This window comes from Pseudenemella bisphenolivorans (assembly GCF_051133435.1).
In the GTDB taxonomy this organism is placed as follows: domain Bacteria; phylum Actinomycetota; class Actinomycetes; order Propionibacteriales; family Propionibacteriaceae; genus JAAYAO01.
The window spans coordinates 789325-809896 of record NZ_JBPGNY010000001.1 but is presented as its reverse complement, the minus strand read 5'-3'; the positions used below and the strand labels follow the sequence as shown (position 1 = coordinate 809896).

The following is a 20572-nucleotide window of genomic DNA, read 5'->3' as shown; positions in this document are numbered from 1 at the left end:
GCTGAGACGAGACTAAATCTTTCGGATCCGCACCCACTTCACATCATGGTCGGATCCCTTGCGCAGAATGACTGTGGCCCGCTCTCGGGTGGGCCTGATATTCATCGCCAGATTGGGGCCGTTGATCGTGTCCCAAATATGGGACGCGGTGGTATAAGCCTCGTCCTCGGTGAGTTCGGAATAGCGGGTGAAGTACGAGCGCGGGTCACGAAACGCGGTCTCGCGCAACAGCATGAAACGTTCCAGATACCAACGTCGAATATCGCGTGAATCGGCATCCACATAGACCGAGAAATCGAAGAAGTCACTCAACGCCAAACTGGTCGTACCGTCGGCCCGGGGTCGGGCCGGTTGCAGCACGTTGAGGCCCTCGACGATCAGGATGTCGGGTTTGTCGACGACCACCTTCTCGTCCGGCACGATGTCGTACACCAAGTGGCTGTACACCGGTGCGGTCGCCGGACGACCCGACTTCACGTCCATCACGAAGCGCTGCAGGGCGCGGCGGTCGTAGGACTCGGGGAAGCCCTTGCGCTGCATGATGCCGCGCCGCATCAGTTCGGCATTGGGCAACAGGAACCCGTCGGTCGTCACCAGCGCCACATGCGGATGATCGGGCCAGTTGCTCAACAGCTCGGCCAGCAACCGGGCCACCGTCGATTTGCCCACCGCCACCGAACCGGCGATGCCGATCACGAAGGGGGTGCGGTCGACGCCCAGATTCAAGAACGAGTTCTGGAAGTCGTACAACTCGCCGGTGTTGATGAAGTGGTGATGCAGCAGCCGGGTCAGCGGCAGGTAGACCTCCCAGACCTCGGCCAGGTCGGTGGGGTCGTCGGTGCCGCGCAGTTGGTCGACCCGGCTCTCGTCCAGGGTCATCGGGGTCGCTGCGGCCAGCTCCGCCCAGTCGGCCCGCATCCGGGTGACGTAGGGCGACGACGTTGTCCGCTCTGCTGGCATGGCGTTCATTGTAGGGTGACCGCCGTGGCAGTCGTGGGCGTGGGAATCGATGTGTGCGAGGTCGAGCGGCTTCGCGAAACCCTGCTACGGCGTCCCGGAATGGTGCATCGGCTGTTCACCGCCCAGGAGGCAGCCCGCCGGGTGGAGTCGCTCGCCGGCCGCTGGGCCGCGAAGGAAGCGCTTGCCAAAGCCCTCGGCGCACCGGCCGGGTTGGTCTGGTTGGACGCCGAGGTGATCAGCACCGCCTCGGGCCGTCCGGAGTTCTCGGTCACCGGGACCGTCGCCGCCCGCGCGGCCGAACTCGGCATCGACCGGATCCACCTGTCGATGTCCCACGACGGGGGGATCGCCACCGCAATCGTCGTCTGCGAGTCGACGGGCATATCCTGAGCCCATGCGCCGCGCCTATTCGGTCTCATCCATCCGGCTTGCCGAGGACGTGGTCGCCGCCGGTGGCGTCGACCTGATGCAGCGTGCCGCCGCGGGCCTGGCCGCAACCATCCTGCGCCGCCTGCAGCCCGCCTCGGGTGCCACTGCGGTACTGCTGGCCGGGCCGGGCAACAACGGTGGCGACGGCCTGTTCGCCGCCGCCCGATTGGCCCAGCGCGGTGTGCAGGTGGTGGCTTGCGCGGTGATCGGTGATCCGCACCCCGCCGGCCTGGCCGCCCTCGAACGAGCCGGCGGACGGATGGTGAGCGTCGAGGAGGCCAAGGCCGCGATCGACACCGCCGACGTGGTGATCGACGCGATCTTCGGCATCGGGGGCCGCCCCGGCCTGACCGGCGTCCCGGCCGACCTGGCCGCGCACTGCCGGATCGCCGGCACCCCGGTGGTGGCGGTGGACCTACCGTCCGGTCTGGACAGCGACGACCCCGGGGAACAGGACTGTTTTCCCGCCGACCTGACCGTCACCTTCGGCTGCTACAAGGTGTGTCATCTCGCCGGGGCGGCCGCCCGCGCCTGCGGTGAGGTGGAACTGGTCGACATCGGCCTGGCCGAGGGCTTGGTCGGGCACAAGCCGGTGCTCAGCGCCTGGGACGCCGAGGACATCGCCGACGCCTGGCCGCGGGTCGATGCCGAGGCCGACAAGTACGCCCGCGGTGTGGTCGGCATCAACACCGGATCGGCCACCTACCCCGGGGCAGCGGTGTTGTCCGCCCTCGGCGCGGTGTGGTCGGGGGCCGGCATGGTGCGGGTGCTCGGGTCGCCCGAGGTCGGTGCCGAAGTGGTGCACCACCTGCCCAATGTCGTACTCAAACCGGGCCGGGTGCAGGCGATGGTGCTCGGCTCCGGCTGGGGGTCGCGGGTGCGCGGTGCCCTGGAGGTGGCCGACGCCCTGAATCGCCGGGTGCCGGTGGTGTTGGACGCCGACGCCCTGCGCCACCTGCCCGAGCGACTCCCGGCCAACACCCTGCTCACGCCACATGCCGGCGAACTGGCCCGACTGCTGGGTCTGAACCGACTCGACGTGACCACCGACCCGATCGGTTCGGTGACCGATGCGGCCGAACGCACCGGCGCCACGGTGCTGCTCAAGGGCTCCACCCAGTACGTGGCCGAACCCGGTGAGAGTGAGATCCGGGTCGCGGTGACCGGCCCCGCCCGCACCGCCCAGGCCGGTTCGGGCGATGTGCTGGCCGGTATCTGCGGCACCCTGCTGGCCGCCGGACTGGATCCGGCCCGGGCCGCGCTCGCCGCCGCCTCGGTGCAGGCCTTCACCGCTGCCCGACTGCCCGGTATGCCACCGCAGGAACTCGTCCGGCAGGTACCGGGCACGTTGACCCTGCTCGGCGTCGACGAGGAGCCCTGGGGGCTGGACGAGGCGGGTGCATGATCGACCCGGACTGTGCGAGCGTGGAGATCGACCTCGCCGCCTATCGCGCCAACCTGTCCGCGATCGCCGAACTGGTGGCTCCCGCCGAGGTGATGGCGGTGGTCAAGGCCGACGCCTACGGCCACGGCATGCGGCTGTGCGCCCCGGCCGCCCGGCAGGCGGGCATCACCTGGCTGGGCGTTGCCACCCCCACCGAAGCCCTCGCGCTGCGACAGGCCGGCGACGACGGACGCATCCTGGCCTGGTTGTACGGCCCCGGTGAGGACCTGACCGCGGCGGTCGCCTCCGATATCGACCTGGCGGTCTCGGGCCAGGAGGAGCTGGCCCGGGTGGTGATGGCCGCCGGCACCAGCGAACGAACCGCCCGGGTGCACCTGAAGATCGACACCGGACTGTCCCGCAACGGATCGTCGGCCGGTGACTGGGCCGAACTGTGCGTGGCCGCCCGGGAGGCCGAACAGCACAATGTGATCGAGGTGGTCGGCATCTGGTCACACTTCGCCACCGCCGAGGAAGTCGACCATCCGGCCACCCCCGCCCAGCTCGCCGCCTTCGAACGCGCCCTCGCGGTGGCCGAGGAGATGGGGTTGAACCCGTCGGTGCGGCATATCGCCAACTCCGCCGGTGCCCTGGCGTGGCCGCAAGCCCGTTACGACCTGGTGCGGATCGGGATCGCCGGCTACGGCCTGGACCCGGGCGACGGGGTCGCCGAACGCGCCGGACTACGGTTGCAGCCGGTGCTGCGGTTGCGCGCCCGACTGGTGCGGGTCAAACCGATCAGCGCCGGTGCCGCGGTGTCCTACGGCCACAGTTGGACCGCCGACCGGGACACCACCGTCGGTCTGGTACCCATGGGATATGCCGAGGGAATCGACCGGATGGCCTCGAATGTGGCCGAGGTCGCCCTGCCCGACGGCTCCCGGGTGCCGATCCGGGGCCGGGTGTGCATGGACCAGTTCGTCGTGGATCTGGGCCCGCACCCCACCGTCACCGAGGGTGACGAGGTGACGGTGATCGGCGACGGCACCACCGGTCCCCATGCCGATGAATGGGCCGACTGGTGTCACACCATCAACTACGAGATCGTCACCCGGCTGGGGGTTCGCCTGCACCGGGTGGCAAAGGAAGACCGATGAGTAACGTGCGACGGCGCGGTACCGACCGGGCCGAGAAGTTGCGCAAGCAGCCCCGCCGCGATCGCGGCCGCAAACGCATCCAGCTACCCGGGGTGCTCGGGGTGGCCGCCAGTGCGCTGGCCCTGGCCGCCGGTGGGGTCGCGGCCGGCTTCGAGTTGGAACGACGCATCGTGCGCAACCGTTTCCGTCCCACCCCCGGAGCGCTGGAGTCGTCGGTGCGTCCCGGCAGCCTGCGCAGCAGCGGCCCGACGGTGCGCACCCCGGACGGGGTCGACCTGCACGTCGAGGTGGACGAACCGGCCGATCATGAACCGGTCGACCCGGACGCCCCGGTGTACGGCGATGACATCACGATCGTTTTCGTCCACGGATATGCCCTGGACCTGGACTGCTGGCACTATCAGCGGCTGCATTTCCGGGGCCGGGCGCGGCTGGTGCTGTACGACCAGCGTTCCCACGGCCGGTCGAGTCGTTCGGCTGCCGAACTGTGCCGGATCCCGCAACTGGGCAAGGACCTGAAACAGGTGCTCGACGAGGTGGTGCCCACCGGCCCGGTGGTGCTGCTCGGGCATTCGATGGGCGGCATGACGATCATGCACCTGGCCCGCACCCACCCCGAGTTGTTCGAGTCCCGGGTGCTGGGGGTCGGTTTGGTGCACACCTCGGCCGGCGAACTCGGCTCGGTGTCCCCGCTGCGGGGCGTCGATGCCCAGGTGCTCGCCAAGGTGATCCCGCCCACCCTGGCCGGACTGAACCGGGTGCCGTCACTGGTCAACCGGGCTTGGGGGGCCGGCTCCGACCTCGGCTATGCCGCCACCCGCCAGTTCGGCTTCGGCGCCGATGTGCCGGTGGAGAAGGTCGCCTTCGTCTCCGACATGCTGTCGTCCACCCCCTTGGATGTGGCGGCCGATTTCTACCCGGTGGCCTTCGCCGAGGTGGACGAGTACGCCAGCTTCGAGGTGCTGTCGCGGGTGGAGACCGCGGTGATCGGTGGGATGGACGACCTGTTCACCCCGGCCTCGCACACCGAGCGGATCATCGAACTGTTGCCCGGGGCCGACTCACTGTTGCTGGAGAACTGTGGCCACCTGGGCATGATCGAATACCCCGAACTGCAGAATCGGGTGCTGGAGCATCTGGTCGAGCGGGTCGTCCGGCACCTGTAGGTGTCTTTTCGGTGCGACCTCGACCCGGACGGGCTCAGGCGACCCGGGAGTACTGGCGGGCGGCGATCGCTTCCTGGTAGCAGCCCAACAGCTCGGTGCACATGAACTTCCAGGTGCGGTGCGCCACCTGATGTCGGGCGGCGCGGCTGAAGGCCTGCCGCTTGCGATCATCGCCGAGCAGGTCGCGAACGTGGGCGTGCATCGCGGCCAGATCACCGGGGGCATAGAGCCAACCGGTGCGCGAGGAGTTGATGATGTCGATCGGCCCACCCTTGGCCGGCGCGATCGCCGGCACCCCGCTGGCCAGGGCCTCCTGGATCGACTGACCGAAGGTCTCCAACTCGCCGGGGTGGACGAACACGTCAAAACTCGCCAGCACCCGGGGCAGATCGTCACCGGTCAACTGGCCGGTGAAGTGGGCGGTGGGCAGGGTCCGTTCGAGCTCGGCCCGGAGTGGGCCGTCGCCGACGATCACCAGCTTGGTGTTCGGCAGGTCCTGCAGCACCGCCAGGTCGGCCACCCGCTTCTCGTTGGCGAGCCGGCCGAGGTAACCGATGATGTGCTCACCGTGAGGGGCCACCGTGCGGCGGAACTGCTCGTCGCGCTTGGCCGGGTCGAAACGCACCGAATCGACCCCGCGTCCCCACAGACCCACCCGGGGCACGCCCTGGGAGAGCAGTTGGCTGCGCGCCGAACTGGACGGGGCCAGGGTCATCGTGGCCATCGAGTGCAGTTCGCGCACCCGCCACCACAGCAGAGATTCGGCCCGCGGCAGGCCGTAGGCGGCGGCATAGGAGGGCACATCGGTCTGGTAGATCGCCACGATCGGAATGTCGAGCCAGGTCGCGGCCAGGGCGGCCCGGTAGCCGAGGTAGATCGGCGCGGCCAGGTGCACCACATCGGGGGCGAAATCTTCGAGCATCCGCTCGAGCCGGTATTGCGGGGTGGTGGCGACCCGAATGTCGGGGTAGCCCGGCAGGCTCACCGCCGGCAGTGCGATCACCGGGAAACCGGCGTAGCTCTTGGGGGAGGTCTCGGCGCCGGCGGGGGCGATCACGACCGCCTCGTGGCCCTCCTCGCGGAGGTGTTCGAGGATCCGCATCACCGAATGGGTGACGCCGTTAACAGCGGGTAAGAACGACTCAGCAACGATGGCAACTCGCACGAAACCAACCTCCCTGTTTGTCGACAGTACCCCTACCCGGTTGACGCATTGGGCAACTGACCATGACCAGAAAGTGACGGTTGGGAAGAAATTGACCGTCGCAATGACACCTTTCGATTCGCCGGTTACCCACGTCGTTGGCTAGGCTACGTCAGTCCACCAGCGACTTGCTGGCGGAGTGCGCCCGAAGTGCCGATCGTTATCGCGGCTTAGTACGGCGTCATGAGGCTCGTCGACCCGCCGGGCGCACTGGAGCGCCGAAGGCAGTTATCCGGGACGCCGACGCGCCTGCCGTCGAAGTTGTCCTGCCGAGCCCATCGGCGCCGCTGTGCGCCCAGAAAGAAGACTCCCATGTCGAGCAAGCCTGCCCGTAAACCGAAGAGCCACAAGGCCGACGGCACCCCGAAGAAGCGCTGGAGCGCCGCCGAGCGCGCCGCCCGGGGCCTCGGCCCGCGCCGCGGTGGGGGCCGCCCCCGTTCCGAGCGTCGCACCGACGACCGCCGCGATCGCGATGATCGTCCGCGTCGTTTTGATCGGGACGATCGTCCCCGTTTCGATCGTGATGATCGGCCCCGTCGTTTCGATCGTGACGAGCGCCCGCGGCGCTTCGACCGGGATGACCGTCCTCGTTTCGATCGTGATGATCGGCCCCGTCGTTTCGATCGTGATGACCGTCCGCGGCGCTTCGAGCGGGACGACCGTCCCCGGTTCAACCGCGATGACCGCCCGCGTCGTGACGACCGCGATGACCGTCCCCGCTTCAACCGTGACGAGCGTCCTCGTTTTGACCGTGATGAGCGTCCGCGCCGTTTCGATCGTGACGAGCGTCCTCGCTTCAACCGTGACGATCGCCCCCGTCGTTTCGATCGTGATGACCGTCCGCGCCGTTTCGATCGGGACGAGCGTCCCCGGTTCAACCGCGATGACCGCCCGCGCCGTCCCGAGCGCGATGACCGTCCCCGGTTCAACCGGGATGACCGTCCCCGCCGCTTCGAGCGCGATGACCGGCCCAATCCTCAGGTCGACGAGCACGACGGCGACAAGATGGACTGGGCCGCCCCGGAGATCGACGCCGAGGCCCTCGCCGCGGCCGATGCCGCCGCCGAACAGCCCCACGACGGGCCGGGCTTCGAGGATCTGGGCGTACCGCACCGACTGGTGCGAGCGCTGCGCGCCCAAGGCATCACCGACCCCTTCCCGATTCAGCGGGCGACGATTCCCGACGCCATCTCCGGTCGTGACGTGCTCGGCCGTGGGCGCACCGGTTCGGGCAAGACCCTCGGTTTCGGTCTGCCGCTGCTGACCCGGCTGACCGGCCGCGAACACCTCGCCAAGGCCCCCGGCGCGGTGGTGCTGGTGCCCACCCGCGAACTGGCCATGCAGGTTGCCGATGTGCTCTCGCCGCTGGCCCGTGAGGTCGGTCTGAGCGTGCAACTGGTCGCCGGTGGCATGGCCTACGCGCCCCAGGTGCGGGCCCTGGAACGGGGGGTGGATGTTCTGGTGGCCACCCCCGGACGGCTGATCGACCTGATGAATCAGGGTGCGGCCGACCTGTCGCAGGTGCAGATCATCGTCCTGGACGAGGCCGACCACATGGCCGACCTCGGATTCCTGCCCGATGTGAAGACCGTGCTGGCCGCGGTGCCGGCCGACGGGCAGCGGCTGCTGTTCTCGGCCACTCTCGACCGCGGTGTCGGCGGCCTGGTGCGTGACCACCTGCACGATCCGGTGACCCACGAGGTCGACCGGGCCGAGGCCTCGGTCACCACGATGACCCACCACCTGGTGCACGTCGCCCCGGCCGACAAGACCACCATCACCGCCGAGATCGCCAACCGGCGCGGCCGCAGCGTGCTCTTCGTGCGCACCCAGCGCGGTGCCGACCGGGTCGCCGAACAGCTCCGGGCAGCCGGCGTGATGGCCGGTGCCCTGCACGGTGGCCTCACCCAGGGTGCCCGCAGTCGGATCCTGGCCGCCTTCAAGTCCGGCTCGGTGCCGGTACTGGTGGCCACCGACGTCGCCGCCCGCGGAATCCACGTCGACGAGGTGGGCCTGGTGCTGCAGGTCGACCCGCCCGCCGACTCCAAGGACTACCTGCACCGGGCCGGGCGCACCGCCCGCGCCGGTGAGGACGGTGCCGTGGTCACCCTGGTGCTGCCGCATCAGCGCCGCGAGATGAGCCGCCTGGTGCATCGCGCCGGCGTCGGGGTCGAGCCCTTCGCGGCCGGACCCGACAACGAGACCCTGTACCGCGCAACCGGGGCCCGCAAACCTGCCGGGGAACCGATCACCGAAGAGAGCTATGCCGCGCTGATCGCCCCGCCGCCGGGCCGTCCGCGCCGTGGTGGACGCCCCGGTGGCCGAGGTGGCCGGGGCTTCGGACAGCGCCGCGGGTACGGGCGCCGGTGACGGTTGAATACGATGGGCAGATGCCCGAACCCGAATTGGAGGTCGTGGAGGCCGAACTCGGCGACGCCGAGGTGATGGTTGCCCTGATGCAGGCAGCCTTCGGCGCCCGACGCCCGGTCGACCCGCCCAGCGATGCGCTGGCCGAGACCGCCGATTCGGTACGCGAGGCACTGACCGCCGGAACCGGGGTGCTGCTGCGCCTCGACGGCACCCCCGCCGCGACCCTGCTGATCGATTCGACCACCGCCGCGGAGGGCGGGCAGCCGGCCGCCGAGGGCACCGTCGTCCTGCGGCGGGTCTCGGTGCACCCTGCTCACCAGGGCGGCGGGGTCGCCCTGCAGTTGATCGCCGCCGCCGAAGAGATCGCGGCCGAGGACGGAGCCCGGCGGGTCGAGGTGGTGGCCCGCAACGAGTTTCCCGAACTGATCGAGTGGTGGCAGGACGGCGGCTACCGCATCCTGCGCAGCGCCCCGCACGGGGTCGTGTTGGGACGCGAACTACCCGTGCTGGTCGAGGCCGCCACCGTCGACGAGATGCACCGACTGGGGGAGCGCCTGGCGAGCGTGCTGCGCGCCGGCGACCTGATCATCGCCTCCGGAGACCTCGGGGCCGGCAAGACCACCCTCACCCAGGGCCTGGCCCGCGGGCTGGACGTGGACGGGCCGGTGATCTCACCGACCTTCGTGCTCTCGCGGGTACACCACGCACGGCACGGCGGCCCCGACCTGGTGCACGTCGATGCCTATCGGCTGGAGTCGCCGGAGGAGTTCGACGATCTCGACCTGGATGAGTCCTACGCCTCGGCGGTCACCCTGGTCGAATGGGGGCTGGGTCTGGCCGATCACGTCAGCCCCGACTGGCTGCACATCCACATTCGCCGCGATGAGAACGACACCCGTCAGGTGAGCCTGCGTCCGCAGGGCTCGCGCTGGCACGGGGTTGATCTGCGCGCGGTGGTCGAGGGGGTCCCCGTTGTCTGAGCCCGCATTGACCCTGGCCATCGATACCTCGATCACCGTCGCGGTCGGTATTGCCCGCGGCGACGAGGTGCTCGCCGAGCAGACCGTGGACGACACCCGCGCCCACGTCGAGCAGTTGATGCCCTCGATCACCGCCGCCGCACAGCGAGCCGGGGTTGCCCTGACCGAGCTGAACCGGGTCGTGGTCGGGCTCGGCCCCGGCCCCTTCACCGGGCTGCGGGTGGGCATCGTCACCGCCCAGACCATCGCCGCGGCCACCGGTGCCGAACTGCACGGGGTGTGCACCCTGGACGCCCTGGCCGCCCAAGCCGTCGCCGAATGGGACGAGACGGGTGAACCGGTGCCGGCGGAATTCCTCACCACGATCGACGCCCGTCGCAAGGAGCTCTACTGGGCCCGCTACGACGCGTCCGGAACCCGGCTGACCGACCCGGTCGTCGGGCCACCGGTCGACCTGCCCGACGTGCCCGTGCTGGGGCCCGGAGCCCTGGTGTACCCCGACCTGCTCGTGAGCCGGGCCACCGGCCTGGCCCCCGGGCGTTTGGCCGTCCTCGGGCCGCGGCTGCCCGCCGCGGGTACCGAACCGCTCTACCTGCGCCGTCCCGATGCGACGGTGTCGACCAAACGCAAGTCCACCCTGGTGTCGCCGGTACGCCGTAGGAGGGATCGATGATTCCAGAATTCCTGACCGCTCAACCGACCGAGGAGCAGTTGCTGATCCGGGCGGCCGGGCCCGACGACCTGGCGGTGATCTACGAGATCGAGACCGCCGGTTTCGATGAGGCCGACCGTTGGTCGCAACTGTCCTGGGCGGCCGAGCTGACCGGCGGCCGGATCGTGTTGCTGGCCGGAGACTCCGGGGTGATCACCCTGCAGGTGGTGGGCGACATCGCCGACCTGCTGCGGGTGGTCGTGGTACCGGAGGCCCGCGGCCGCGGACTGGGCCGGGCCCTGGTCGCCGAGGGTCTCGCCGCCGCTGCCGCACGGGGTGCCGAACGGCTGCTGCTGGAGGTCGAATCCGACAACACCGCCGCCCTGACGCTGTACCGCAACCTGGGTTTCACCGATATCGACTGCCGCCACGACTATTACGGCCCCGGCCGGGATGCGGTGATCATGCAGTGCCGGCTGGTGCAGGAGCGCGCCGATGACTGAACCGCTGATCCTGGGCATCGAATCGTCCTGTGACGAAACCGGGGTGGGCATCGTCCGCGGCCACGAACTGCTCGCCAGCGAGGTCGCCAGCTCGGTCGACCAACACGTCCGCTTCGGCGGAGTGGTGCCCGAGGTCGCCTCCCGGGCGCACCTGGAGGCGATGGTGCCCACTCTGCGCCGGGCCTGCGAGACCGCCGGCATCGAACCCGACGAGGTGGACGCGATCGCGGTCACCGCCGGACCCGGACTGATGGGCGCCCTGGTGGTCGGGGTGGCCTCGGCCAAGGCCCTGGCCGCCGCCTGGAACAAGCCCCTCTACGGGGTGAATCACCTGGTGGCCCATGTCGCGGTCGACGTGCTCGACCACGGTCCGCTGCCGCAGCCGATGATGGCGCTGCTGGTCTCCGGAGGACACACCTCGCTGCTGAAGGTCGATGACATCGCCACCTCGGTCACCGAGGTCGGCGCCACCATCGACGACGCCGCCGGCGAGGCCTACGACAAGGTCGCCCGGCTGCTCGACCTCGGCTACCCGGGCGGCCCGGTGGTCGACCGGCTCGCCGCCGAGGGCGACCCGACCGCGATCCGTTTCCCGCGTGGACTGACCGCCCGCCACGACCTCGAAAAACACCGCTTCGACTTCTCCTTCTCGGGGCTGAAAACCGCGGTGGCCCGCTGGGTCGAACAACGACAGCGCGACGGGCTGGACGTGCCGGTCGCCGACGTCGCCGCGAGCTTCCAGGAAGCAGTCTGTGACGTGCTGACCGCCAAGGCCGTCGACGCCTGTGAGCACCACGGCATCGACCAGTTGCTGATCGGTGGCGGGGTGGCCGCGAACTCGCGGCTGCGCTCGCTGCTGGAGGAACGCACCGCGGCCGCCGGAATCAGCCTGCGCCGGCCCCGTCCGGGCCTGTGCACCGACAACGGGGCGATGATTGCCGCCCTCGGAGCCGAGGTCGTGCGCGCCGGCCTGCCACCCTCGCCGCCCGACCTGGGCGCCGATTCCGGCATGCCGGTGCACCGTGTCCTGGCTTCTGCTGACCGGGAATAACTCGTTGCCGTGGTGAGCGCCTCCTTAGGCTGCCGCGAAAGCTCAGTCGGGAGGTTGCTCATGACGTACGCCATGTCGGGAGACATCATCCAGGTCGGCTACCTGGTGGAGGACGTCGATGCCTCCGTTCAGGAGTGGATCGACCACTTCGGGGTCGGCCCCTGGCTGCGGTTCGAGGATCTGCCCCTGGTCGGCACCTTCGACGGTGAGCCCGCCGAGGTGCGTATCAAGGTCGCCTTCAGCTACCGGGGTGAGTTGCAGGTCGAACTGATCGAACTGCTGTCGCCCGACGTGCCGTCGCAGTACCTGCGCGAGGACGGCACCCCCTTCATCGGGGCACACCACGTGGCCTGGCTGACCGATGACCTCGACGCCGACATCGCCGCCGCCGAGGAGCGCGGCCTGCGAGCCCGGTTCGTGGGTGGCGCCGGCACGATGCGGGTGGCCTACCTCGATTCGCCCGACCAGCCCGGCACCTGGTTCGAACTGATCGAAAGCTCCATGCGACCGATGCTCGACGAGGGCATCGCTACCAGTCGGGCCTGGGACGGCACCGACCCGGTGCGCACCGTGCAGCCCGCCGGCTGAGGACTATCGTCGGGCTCATGACAGCCCGACCCACCAGCCCGCTCGCCGAGGCGATCAATTCGGGTGCGATCGAGCTGGCGATGGCCCAGGCCGACCCGGATTCGGTGGCCGCCGCCACCACGCTGCGCAAACGCTTCACCCCCGAGGTGGCCGCGATCGCGCTCACCCAGGCCGGGCTCAGACGTCGAGCGGCGACCAAGTTCGGTGCCGCCGCCGATGCCTGGTTGTTCACCCCCGACGGCCTGGAACAGGCCACCCGACCCGAGGTCGCGGCACACCGGGCGGCCCGGTTGGCTGCCTCCGGGGTACGGCGGGTGATCGATCTGGGCTGCGGCATCGGGGCGGATGCCCATGCCTTCGCCGAAGCCGGCCTCGACGTGGTCGCGGTCGAACGTGATTCGCTGACCGCCGAGGTGGCCCGACACAACCTGACCCCCCTGGGGGTGGAGGTCGTTCAGGCCGAGGCCGAAGCGGTGGCGGGGGAGTTGGTGGGCCGACCCGGTACCGCGGCTTTCTGTGATCCGGCCCGGCGGGGTGCCCGGGGCCGGACCTGGGATGTCAGTCAGTTCACCCCGCCGTGGAAGTTCGTGGCCGGCCTGCTCGAGGGGCCCGCGGTGTTGAAACTCGGCCCCGGGGTGCCCTCGGAATTCATCGCCCCCGAGGTCGAGGCGGTGTTCGTCAGCCACCACGGCGACCTGGTTGAGGCGGCGATCTGGTCATCGGCCCTGACCGAACGCCCCGGCCGGGCCGCCGAACTGCTCACCCGTGATGGCGCGGTACATCGGATGGATGCCCGGCCGGCGCCGGTCCGAGTGAACCCGGAGGTACCCGAACCCGGGCAGGTGATCCTCGAGCCCGACCCCGCGGTGTTGCGGGCCGGGGCCACCGATGCTCTGGCCGAAGATCTGGGCCTGCAGCGGGTCGCCGACCGGGTCGGCTACCTGATCGGTGACCGGAGCCCGGCCACCCCCTTCGCGCGCGGCTTCGAGGTGCTCGAAGTACTGCCCTATCGGGAGAAGGACCTCCGGGCTCGGCTGCGCGCCGGTGAGGTGGGGGTGCTGGAGATCAAGAAACGCGGCCTGGAGGTCGACCCGGCTCGCCTGCGCCGGGAGTTGCTGGGCAAGAAGGGCTACGGCAAGGCCTCGGCCACCCTGCTGCTGACCCCGACCGTTGCCGGTGCCCGGGCATTGGTGGTCAAGATCGTGTGACTTTTTGTCGGAGGGTCGAACAAGAAGTCACACGATCTTTGTGTCAGCCGGAGCAGTGGCGACAGCGACCGAGCTCTCCGGCCCAGCCGAGGTGCCACAGCGCGGTGGCAACGGTGGCGGCCACCGCGCACGGCGATTCGGCGCACTGCTGCCAGCCGAATCGCAGCGTGGTGAGACCGCGCAGGGCGTGGAAGTTGTCCCGGTTCATGTCGCGGAAGGCCGCGGCGCCCTCATGGCCCCGGCGACCGTCGAGCTCCACGATCAGGCCGTGGTCATAGGCAACATCGGTGCGGTAGGGGCCGCTGCGGCTTTGCCGGCGACCCACCGGAAGCCGGTGGGCGCGCTCAACCTTGCGCAGGTACTGCACCTCGAGCGCGCTGTGCGCGCCCGCCCCGACATCTGCCAGTAGCAGACCCAGCTCCCGCCGAACGGGGTGCCGGGTTCGGGATCGGAGGGCGGCCAACAACCGCTCGGGGCGGGTGATCCGACGGTTGATCGCCTCGGTCACCCAATGCACAGATCTGTCGGGTTGGGCGGCGCAGAGATCCAGCACGGTGGTTTCGGCATTGAGCCTGGGCAACTGCCCGATCGACCGGAAGGTGTTGCGGGTGCGTTCGAAGATCCACCGCGGGTCGCGGCGGCGGACTTGGGTGCCCGGGGCCAGCCGGATGGTGATCGGGTCGGGTGGCTCGGGGGCCAGGTTCCACAGGTGGGCCGCGGCCAGGCCGCTCAGGGCGGCTTGGGCGGGTGCGATCAGAATGCCCGCCCAGGCCAAGGACGGCCAGGTGGGGTTCGTCGGGTGGGCCAGCAGAATGCCGGGGGCGAGCCGGTGCCAATGACCTTCGGCCAGATAGCGGTTGATCCGGCACTGCGATACGCCGAGGTGGAGGGCTTGTTCACGGCTGAGTACACCGTGCTGCTCGCGGAGCAGGCGTCGTACGGCGGCGGGGATGGGGGAGAAGGGGCTCATACCCCTCACAGTGGGCCGGAATCACCCGAACTTCCCGAGCTGTGCAGCCCCTGTGTAAAAGATCGTGTGACATGTTGTGCACAGGGTGCCCAACATGTCACACGATCATGCGCACATCAGACCAGATCGGTCTCTTGCGGGTCGTTCACGGCGTCCTCGTGGGTGTGATGCTGGGTGCCGTGGTTGTGCTCCGGCGGGGCGTACAGCGAGTAGAGCTTCAGCTCATCGTTGCCCACGTTGAGGATGTTGTGGTACTTGCCGGCCGGGATCAGCGCGACCCAGTCATCGCCGATCTGCTCGTCGAAGGTGATCTCCTCCTTCGAGGGACCCATCACCACACGGGCCGTGCCCGCCTCAACCCGAATGAACTGGTCGTGGTCGTCATGGATCTCGCCACCGACCTCACCACCGGGCTGAATCGTCATCACGGTCATCTGCAGGTACTTGCCGGTCCACAGGGTGTCGCGAAAGTGCGGGTTGTCCAGGGTCGCCTTCTCGATGTCCACGACATAGGGGTTCGGTCCCTGATCGGCCATGGTTACCTCCTCGTTCTCGGTGATACCGCCAGCCTATCCGGACAGAAATCTTTGGCACTCAAGTTGACCGAGTGCTAATCGGCTCCTAGAGTCGTCCTTAGCACTCTCCTCGGGAGTGTGCCAGGCCCGGGACGGCACCCGCGACGACGCCCCGCGCCACCTTGAACCGAACACCACACATGTGAAAGGGGTTTGACGTGGCAGTCACGATCAAGCCGCTCGAGGACCGCGTCCTCGTTCAGCCGTTGGAAGCCGAGCAGACCACCGCTTCCGGACTGGTCATTCCCGATACCGCCAAGGAGAAGCCGCAGGAGGGCAAGGTGCTCGCCACCGGCCCCGGACGCGTCGACGACAAGGGGCAGCGGGTTCCGATGGACGTCGCCGAGGGCGACACCGTCATCTTCAGCAAGTACGGCGGTACCGAGGTGCGCTACGACGGCAAGGACCTGCTCCTGCTGAACGCGCGCGACATTCTCGCCGTCGTCACCAAGTGAGGCAGAGGTAACCCATGCCCAAGATTCTCCAATTCGACGAGGATGCGCGCCGCTCGCTCGAGCGTGGCGTCGACACCCTCGCCAACACCGTCAAGGTGACGCTCGGCCCCAAGGGTCGCTACGTCGTCCTCGACAAGAAGTGGGGAGCCCCGACCATCACCAACGACGGCGTGACCGTTGCCCGTGATGTGGAGCTCACCGATCCCTACGAAAACCTGGGCGCCCAGCTCGCCAAGGAAGTCGCCACCAAGACCAACGATGTCGCCGGTGACGGCACCACCACCGCCACCGTGCTGGCTCAGGCACTGGTGCACGAAGGCCTGCGCGCCGTGGCCTCGGGTGCCAACCCGGTCGGCCTGAAGCGCGGCATGGACAAGGCCCTCGAGGTGGTCGTCGAGCGCTTGCGCACCGACGCCCGAGAGATCGAGACCACCGCCGACATGGCGAACGTGGCCACCATCTCCGCCCGCGACGAGCAGATCGGCGAGCTGATCGCCGATGCCTTCGACAAGGTCGGCAAGGATGGCGTGATCACCGTCGACGAGTCGCAGACCTTCGGCACCGAACTCGAGTTCACCGAGGGCATGCAGTTCGACAAGGGCTACCTGTCGCCGTACTTCGTGACCGACGCCGATCGGATGGAAGCCGTCCTGGACGACCCCTACATCCTGATCCACTCGGGCAAGATCTCGTCGATGAACGACCTGCTGCCGCTGCTGGAGAAGGTCATCGGTGCTTCCGGCACCCTGTTCATCGTGGCCGAGGACGTCGACGGCGAAGCCCTGTCGACCCTGGTGGTCAACAAGATCCGTGGCACCTTCACCTCCGTGGCCGTCAAGGCCCCGGCCTTCGGTGACCGCCGCAAGGCCATGCTCGAGGACATCGCGATCCTGACCGGTGGTCAGGTCGTCGCCCCCGAGGTCGGCCTGAAGCTCGACCAGGTGGGTCTGGAGGTGCTCGGCCGCGCCCGTCGCATCGTCGTCACCAAGGACGCCACCACCATCGTCGACGGCGCCGGTGAGCACTCCGATGTCGAGGCCCGCGTTGCTCAGTTGCGTGCCGAGATCGAGCGCACCGACTCCGACTGGGACCGCGAGAAGCTGCAGGAGCGGGTTGCCAAGCTCGCCGGTGGCGTCTGCGTGATCAAGGTCGGCGCCGCCACCGAGGTGGAGCTGAAGGAGAAGAAGCACCGCATCGAGGACGCCGTGTCGGCCACCCGCGCGGCCATCGAGGAGGGCATCGTCGCCGGCGGCGGCTCCGCCCTGGTGCAGGCCGGCCGTTCGCTGGACGAGCTGAACCTGAGCGGTGACGAGGCTGCCGGTGTGCAGATCGTGCGCAAGTCGATCGTCGAGCCGCTGCGCTGGATCGCCGAGAATGCGGGCGAACAGGGCTACGTGATCGTCTCCAAGGTGTCGGAGATGGAGCCGGGCCACGGCTATAACGCCGCCACCGACGAGTACGTCGACCTGCTCGCCGCCGGTGTCATCGACCCGGTGAAGGTCACCCGCTCGGCCCTGGCCAATGCGGTGTCGATCGCTTCGCTGCTGATCACCACCGAGACCCTGGTGGTCGAGAAGCCCGAAGAGGACGAGGACGAAGCGGGCCACGCCCACTGACCTCCACGACCCGACAACGATGCCCCTGCCCTCGCGGCGGGGGCATCGTTGCGTTCGGCCGGGGCCTGCCCGGTCAGTGGGTTCGAGCCCGGACGGGTCGCCCGGTCGCATGCCAGACTGCCAACAAAATTTTGTATTCAGGAGGTTTGGCATGGGCATGCTCGACGACAAGGTTGTGGTGGTTTCGGGAATCGGACCCGGACTGGGTCAGGCACTGGCCCGGCGGGCGGCCGATCACGGTGCGGCCGGTGTGGTGCTGGCCTCGCGCACCCAGGAGAACCTGGACGAACTGTCGGCCAAGCTGAACGAAGCCGGTGGCAAGGCGCTGGCGGTGCGCACCGACATCACCAACCCCGACGATGTGCAGAACCTCGTCCGGGCCACCCTGGACGAGTTCGGCCGGGTGGATGCGGTGATCAACAACGCCTTCGTGATGCCCCCGATGAGCGGGCTGACCAATATGGACGAGGAAGCCACCCGCAAGAGCATCGACGTCACGCTCTACGGCAGCCTGCGGGTCACCAGCGCCTTCACCCCGGCGCTGATCGAATCCCAGGGCTCGGTGCTGTTCGTGAACTCGGTGGTGATTCGGCACACCCGGGTGGGCTACGGCCCCTACCGCATCGCCAAGGCCGCCCTGGAGGCCGCCGCCCAGAACCTGGCGACCGAACTCGGGCCCCGCGGAGTACGGGTGAACTCCATCGCCCCGGGCTGGATCGGCGGCCACACCCTGGAGCGTGCCTTCGACAAGATGTCCCAGGCGCGCGGGGTCTCCCGGGAGCAGATCGAAGAGGAGATTCTGGCGACGATCGACCTGCGTCGTTTCCCGATGCCGGACGACATCGCCGACGCCGGACTCTTCCTGTGCTCCCCATTGGCCCACGCGATCACCAAGCAGACCCTCGAGGTGAGCTGTGGGGAGTTTCACACCTGAGCCTGCCCACCCCTGGGGGTAGGCTGACACCCCGTGTCCGAAGCTCGCGTTGTTGCCGACCGTGCGGCCGCAGGTGTTGTTGCCGATCTGGGCCGCACCGTGCGCGCACCCGGCACCTGGCTCGGATTCTTCGGGGCACTGATCACCGCGGTGGCGATGTTCGCCCCCTCGCTGATGCCCCCGCACCTGCCGCTGCGCGAGCTGCCGGTACCGGCAGCACTGGACCCCTACCTGCCCGCACCCCTGGCCGCGGCGCTGATTCTGGCCGGGCTGGTCTGCCTGCTGCTGGCCTGGTGGCTGCTGCGCCCTCCCGACTTCGATGCGGCCGGTGAGGCCTCCCCGTTGAGCCGGGCCGCGGTACGGGCGAGTATGGGCCCGGCCGGGCAGGGTGTGACGGCCTGGATGGTGGTGGTGCTCTGGTCGTTGCCCTTCCTGCTGGCCCCACCGGCCTATTCCACCGATGCCTACCTGTATGCCGACCTGGGCTGGATTCAGCATCGTGGCCTCAACCCCTACGAGGCCGGCATGGCGACGGCCGGCGGACCCAGCGTCGAATGGGTGGCCCCGGCCTGGCGCGGTGCCACCTCGCCCTACGCGCCGTTGTCGCTGGTGACCCATCACCTGATGGCCGCTCTGGCCGGGTTCGACCCCTATTGGGGTGCGATCGCCAACCGAATCCCGGCGATCGCCGGCACCGCCCTGGTGGTGATCTTCGTGCCGAAGCTGGCGGTGCGGTTGGGCGCCGACCCGGTGCGGGCGTCCTGGCTGGGCGTGATCAACCCGATGGTGGTGGTGCACTGCGTCGGCGGCGCGCACAACGACGCGATGATGATCGGGGTGTTGATCCTGGCGCTGTGGGTGGCTGCCGGCCCGCCCCGGTACCTGTGGCTGGCCGCCGCCCTGGTGGGTCTGGCCACGGCCTTCAAACAACCTGCCGTCTTCGGTGGGCTGGCCGTCGGCCTGTTGGCGGTGCGGCCACGCAACCCGCAGGAACGGTCGTGGCGGCTGCTGGTGCGTCGCGCCGCCGGATCCCTGGGCCTGTCGGCCCTGATCGGGGGAGCGGTGTTCGTCGCGATCACCTGGGCCACCGGGCTCGGGTGGGGCTGGACCGGTGCCCTCTCCCTGCCCGGCAGCAACGCGTCGTGGGCTCCACGTTTCCTGCTCACCGAAGCCGGCTCCTGGGTGGCCCACATCATGGGTGAGGCCCGGTGGCCGGTGGCCACGGCGGTGTCCTTGATCTCGGCGGTGGTCTTCCTGGCCCTGTTCGTGGTCGCGATCAAGCGCTACCTACCGTCCCAACCGGTCGCCTTCCTGGGCTGGACGCTCGCGGCCTTCGTCCTCACCGGGGTGATGATCCACGGCTGGTACCTGGTCTGGCCGGTGGCGATCCTGGCCGCCTCCGGGGCCGGCCGACGAGCCGCCAGGGGCGTTTTCGCCTTCAGCCTGTTCTCGCTGGTCTACCTGGTGATCGCCGAGTACATCTGGGTCGGCCTGGTCGGCGCCGCACCGCCGATCGGCTGAGAGGCTGCTAGCCCGTCTCGCCGTAGCGGGACCGCTCTTGGTGGTACACCTCGAGCTCCTCCTCGACCGTGCGTGCCCCACCACCCAGGGCCGCCGGCACCCACCAGGCCCCCGCTGGCAGCGGCTCGGGGTACTCCGCGATACCGCGGTCGATACCGGCCTGCAGGGCCTCGCGCAGCCGCTCCGAGGCAACCCGGACGTCCTCGTCCGGCGACACCGTGATGGGTTCGGAAAAATGCACATGTACCGGGGTGCGCCAGGCCGACCGGAAACTCGCCCGCCTGCCCCGGGTCAGGATTCGATGCGCCCCGAACACCGATACCGGAATGATCGGCGCACCGGTCTCGGCCGCCATCCGCACCGAACCGGTCTTCAGCGGACGGAGCTGAAAGCTCAGGTTGGTGCTGCCCTCGGCGAACAGCGCCAGGTATTCCCCGTCGCGCAGCTTGGCGACCGCCTCCCGGTAGGCCGCATCTCCGCGGGACCGATCGACCACCACGTGGTTGCACAACTGGCAGATCGCTTCCATGAAGGCACCACTCGCGCGCTTCTTGGTGATCATGAACCGGGAATGGGCTCGGGTGTACCGGAACAGTGCGGCCTCGGCGAAAACGAAATCGACCAGCCCGAAATGATTGATCGCCACCACCGCACCCCGACCGGGCTGCACCACGTGCCGGCCCCGGCGCACCGTGACCGGCGGCAGATTCTCAACGCCGGTGACCCGCATCGGCACCCGGAAGAGCCGAATCAACAGTTGCCCGCAGCGGACGATGAGCCGATAGACCCGATCGTTCGGCCTGAATTTCACCACGCCTGCCTCTCATCGGCGGTTGTGACCAATCTTGG

Annotated in this window: 21 protein-coding genes; 15 read left to right on the top strand and 6 right to left on the bottom strand. The window is 69.1% G+C overall.

Features of this window, described 5'->3' with window-relative positions; genetic code table 11:
• Window positions 1–12 precede the first annotated feature (12 nt).
• Window positions 13–969, bottom strand: coding sequence for a type I pantothenate kinase (gene coaA, locus ACR4XW_RS03960; protein WP_434759203.1), 957 nt, complete (start codon window positions 967–969; stop codon window positions 13–15).
• Between the two features lie 15 nt (window positions 970–984).
• Between coaA and ACR4XW_RS03955 the strand changes: the two genes are divergently transcribed.
• The 4 genes from ACR4XW_RS03955 to ACR4XW_RS03940 are packed head-to-tail and all read left to right on the top strand — an operon-like array spanning window position 985 to window position 5096.
• Entirely contained in the window at window positions 985–1350 is a 366-nt protein-coding gene (locus tag ACR4XW_RS03955) for a holo-ACP synthase (protein ID WP_434759202.1), read from the top strand.
• 4 nt (window positions 1351–1354) lie between these two features.
• Entirely contained in the window at window positions 1355–2794 is a 1440-nt protein-coding gene (locus ACR4XW_RS03950; protein WP_434759201.1) for an NAD(P)H-hydrate dehydratase, read from the top strand.
• On the top strand, window positions 2791–3930 hold the full coding sequence (alr, locus tag ACR4XW_RS03945; RefSeq protein ID WP_434759200.1) for an alanine racemase: 1140 nt from the start codon (window positions 2791–2793) through the stop codon (window positions 3928–3930). The genes ACR4XW_RS03950 and alr overlap by 4 nt, the downstream gene beginning before the upstream one ends.
• A complete protein-coding gene (locus ACR4XW_RS03940; protein WP_434759199.1) occupies window positions 3927–5096 on the top strand; it encodes an alpha/beta fold hydrolase in 1170 nt (389 codons plus the stop codon). Before alr ends, ACR4XW_RS03940 begins: the two co-directional genes overlap by 4 nt.
• A 34-nt stretch (window positions 5097–5130) precedes the next feature.
• Here the strand turns inward: ACR4XW_RS03940 and ACR4XW_RS03935 are convergent, their stop codons facing one another.
• Both ACR4XW_RS03935 and ACR4XW_RS03930 read right to left on the bottom strand, forming a co-directional pair.
• On the bottom strand, window positions 5131–6261 hold the full coding sequence (locus ACR4XW_RS03935; protein ID WP_434759198.1) for a glycosyltransferase family 4 protein: 1131 nt from the start codon (window positions 6259–6261) through the stop codon (window positions 5131–5133).
• A 267-nt stretch (window positions 6262–6528) separates the two neighbouring features.
• Window positions 6529–7293: a hypothetical protein gene (locus ACR4XW_RS03930; RefSeq protein WP_434759197.1), complete on the bottom strand. Its 765-nt coding sequence runs from the start codon at window positions 7291–7293 to the stop codon at window positions 6529–6531.
• 12 nt (window positions 7294–7305) lie between these two features.
• Between ACR4XW_RS03930 and ACR4XW_RS03925 the strand changes: the two genes are divergently transcribed.
• From ACR4XW_RS03925 to ACR4XW_RS03895, 7 genes are read left to right on the top strand one after another with little or no spacing between them, the layout of a single operon-like run.
• On the top strand, window positions 7306–8670 hold the full coding sequence (locus tag ACR4XW_RS03925) for a DEAD/DEAH box helicase (RefSeq protein ID WP_434759196.1): 1365 nt from the start codon (window positions 7306–7308) through the stop codon (window positions 8668–8670).
• A 20-nt stretch (window positions 8671–8690) separates the two neighbouring features.
• A complete protein-coding gene (gene tsaE, locus ACR4XW_RS03920; RefSeq protein ID WP_434759195.1) occupies window positions 8691–9650 on the top strand; it encodes a tRNA (adenosine(37)-N6)-threonylcarbamoyltransferase complex ATPase subunit type 1 TsaE in 960 nt (319 codons plus the stop codon).
• Window positions 9643–10323, top strand: a complete 681-nt coding sequence (gene tsaB, locus ACR4XW_RS03915) for a tRNA (adenosine(37)-N6)-threonylcarbamoyltransferase complex dimerization subunit type 1 TsaB (protein ID WP_434759194.1) — start codon at window positions 9643–9645, stop codon at window positions 10321–10323. Before tsaE ends, tsaB begins: the two co-directional genes overlap by 8 nt.
• Window positions 10320–10805, top strand: a complete 486-nt coding sequence (locus ACR4XW_RS03910) for a GNAT family N-acetyltransferase (RefSeq protein WP_434759193.1) — start codon at window positions 10320–10322, stop codon at window positions 10803–10805. The genes tsaB and ACR4XW_RS03910 overlap by 4 nt, the downstream gene beginning before the upstream one ends.
• On the top strand, window positions 10798–11856 hold the full coding sequence (tsaD, locus tag ACR4XW_RS03905) for a tRNA (adenosine(37)-N6)-threonylcarbamoyltransferase complex transferase subunit TsaD (protein WP_434759192.1): 1059 nt from the start codon (window positions 10798–10800) through the stop codon (window positions 11854–11856). The genes ACR4XW_RS03910 and tsaD overlap by 8 nt, the downstream gene beginning before the upstream one ends.
• A 60-nt stretch (window positions 11857–11916) precedes the next feature.
• Complete coding sequence (locus tag ACR4XW_RS03900; protein WP_434759191.1) at window positions 11917–12444, top strand: VOC family protein; 528 nt, start codon at window positions 11917–11919, stop codon at window positions 12442–12444.
• 17 nt (window positions 12445–12461) lie between these two features.
• Window positions 12462–13652 (top strand): class I SAM-dependent methyltransferase, encoded by a 1191-nt coding sequence (locus ACR4XW_RS03895; protein ID WP_434759190.1) that lies wholly within the window; start codon window positions 12462–12464, stop codon window positions 13650–13652.
• A 43-nt stretch (window positions 13653–13695) separates the two neighbouring features.
• Here ACR4XW_RS03895 and ACR4XW_RS03890 read toward each other — a convergent pair whose 3' ends face one another.
• A complete protein-coding gene (locus ACR4XW_RS03890) occupies window positions 13696–14622 on the bottom strand; it encodes a DUF559 domain-containing protein (protein WP_434759189.1) in 927 nt (308 codons plus the stop codon).
• A 116-nt stretch (window positions 14623–14738) separates the two neighbouring features.
• Window positions 14739–15158, bottom strand: coding sequence for a cupin domain-containing protein (locus tag ACR4XW_RS03885; protein WP_434759188.1), 420 nt, complete (start codon window positions 15156–15158; stop codon window positions 14739–14741).
• A 197-nt stretch (window positions 15159–15355) separates the two neighbouring features.
• Here ACR4XW_RS03885 and groES point away from each other — a divergent pair, with 197 nt between their 5' ends.
• The 4 genes from groES (at window position 15356) to mptB (ending at window position 19723) form a co-directional block, all read left to right on the top strand.
• Window positions 15356–15652: a co-chaperone GroES gene (gene groES, locus ACR4XW_RS03880; RefSeq protein WP_434759187.1), complete on the top strand. Its 297-nt coding sequence runs from the start codon at window positions 15356–15358 to the stop codon at window positions 15650–15652.
• Window positions 15653–15666: 14 nt separating this feature from the next.
• Complete coding sequence (gene groL / locus ACR4XW_RS03875; RefSeq protein ID WP_434759186.1) at window positions 15667–17268, top strand: chaperonin GroEL; 1602 nt, start codon at window positions 15667–15669, stop codon at window positions 17266–17268.
• A gap of 151 nt (window positions 17269–17419) precedes the next feature.
• Window positions 17420–18202: an SDR family oxidoreductase gene (locus ACR4XW_RS03870; protein WP_434759185.1), complete on the top strand. Its 783-nt coding sequence runs from the start codon at window positions 17420–17422 to the stop codon at window positions 18200–18202.
• Window positions 18203–18235: 33 nt separating this feature from the next.
• A complete protein-coding gene (gene mptB, locus ACR4XW_RS03865) occupies window positions 18236–19723 on the top strand; it encodes a polyprenol phosphomannose-dependent alpha 1,6 mannosyltransferase MptB (protein WP_434759184.1) in 1488 nt (495 codons plus the stop codon).
• Between the two features lie 7 nt (window positions 19724–19730).
• Here mptB and ACR4XW_RS03860 read toward each other — a convergent pair whose 3' ends face one another.
• The gene (locus tag ACR4XW_RS03860; RefSeq protein ID WP_434759183.1) at window positions 19731–20534 is read right to left on the bottom strand and encodes a lysophospholipid acyltransferase family protein; all 804 of its coding nucleotides are present in this window, start codon (window positions 20532–20534) and stop codon (window positions 19731–19733) included.
• Between the last annotated feature and the right edge of the window lie 38 nt (window positions 20535–20572).

Bases quoted from the DNA above. Each gene is read 5' to 3' on its own strand.
- tsaD (WP_434759192.1), top strand. From the start codon at position 10,798: ATGACTGAACCGCTGATCCTGGGCATCGAATCGTCCTGTGACGAAACC.
- ACR4XW_RS03885 (WP_434759188.1), bottom strand. From the start codon at position 15,158: ATGGCCGATCAGGGACCGAACCCCTATGTCGTGGACATCGAGAAGGCG.
- ACR4XW_RS03925 (WP_434759196.1), top strand. From the start codon at position 7,306: ATGGACTGGGCCGCCCCGGAGATCGACGCCGAGGCCCTCGCCGCGGCC.
- coaA (WP_434759203.1), bottom strand. From the start codon at position 969: ATGAACGCCATGCCAGCAGAGCGGACAACGTCGTCGCCCTACGTCACC.
- ACR4XW_RS03870 (WP_434759185.1), top strand. From the start codon at position 17,420: ATGGGCATGCTCGACGACAAGGTTGTGGTGGTTTCGGGAATCGGACCC.
- ACR4XW_RS03895 (WP_434759190.1), top strand. From the start codon at position 12,462: ATGACAGCCCGACCCACCAGCCCGCTCGCCGAGGCGATCAATTCGGGT.
- ACR4XW_RS03900 (WP_434759191.1), top strand. From the start codon at position 11,917: ATGACGTACGCCATGTCGGGAGACATCATCCAGGTCGGCTACCTGGTG.
- alr (WP_434759200.1), top strand. From the start codon at position 2,791: ATGATCGACCCGGACTGTGCGAGCGTGGAGATCGACCTCGCCGCCTAT.
- groL (WP_434759186.1), top strand. From the start codon at position 15,667: ATGCCCAAGATTCTCCAATTCGACGAGGATGCGCGCCGCTCGCTCGAG.
- ACR4XW_RS03890 (WP_434759189.1), bottom strand. From the start codon at position 14,622: ATGAGCCCCTTCTCCCCCATCCCCGCCGCCGTACGACGCCTGCTCCGC.
- ACR4XW_RS03910 (WP_434759193.1), top strand. From the start codon at position 10,320: ATGATTCCAGAATTCCTGACCGCTCAACCGACCGAGGAGCAGTTGCTG.
- tsaE (WP_434759195.1), top strand. From the start codon at position 8,691: ATGCCCGAACCCGAATTGGAGGTCGTGGAGGCCGAACTCGGCGACGCC.
- ACR4XW_RS03950 (WP_434759201.1), top strand. From the start codon at position 1,355: ATGCGCCGCGCCTATTCGGTCTCATCCATCCGGCTTGCCGAGGACGTG.
- ACR4XW_RS03940 (WP_434759199.1), top strand. From the start codon at position 3,927: ATGAGTAACGTGCGACGGCGCGGTACCGACCGGGCCGAGAAGTTGCGC.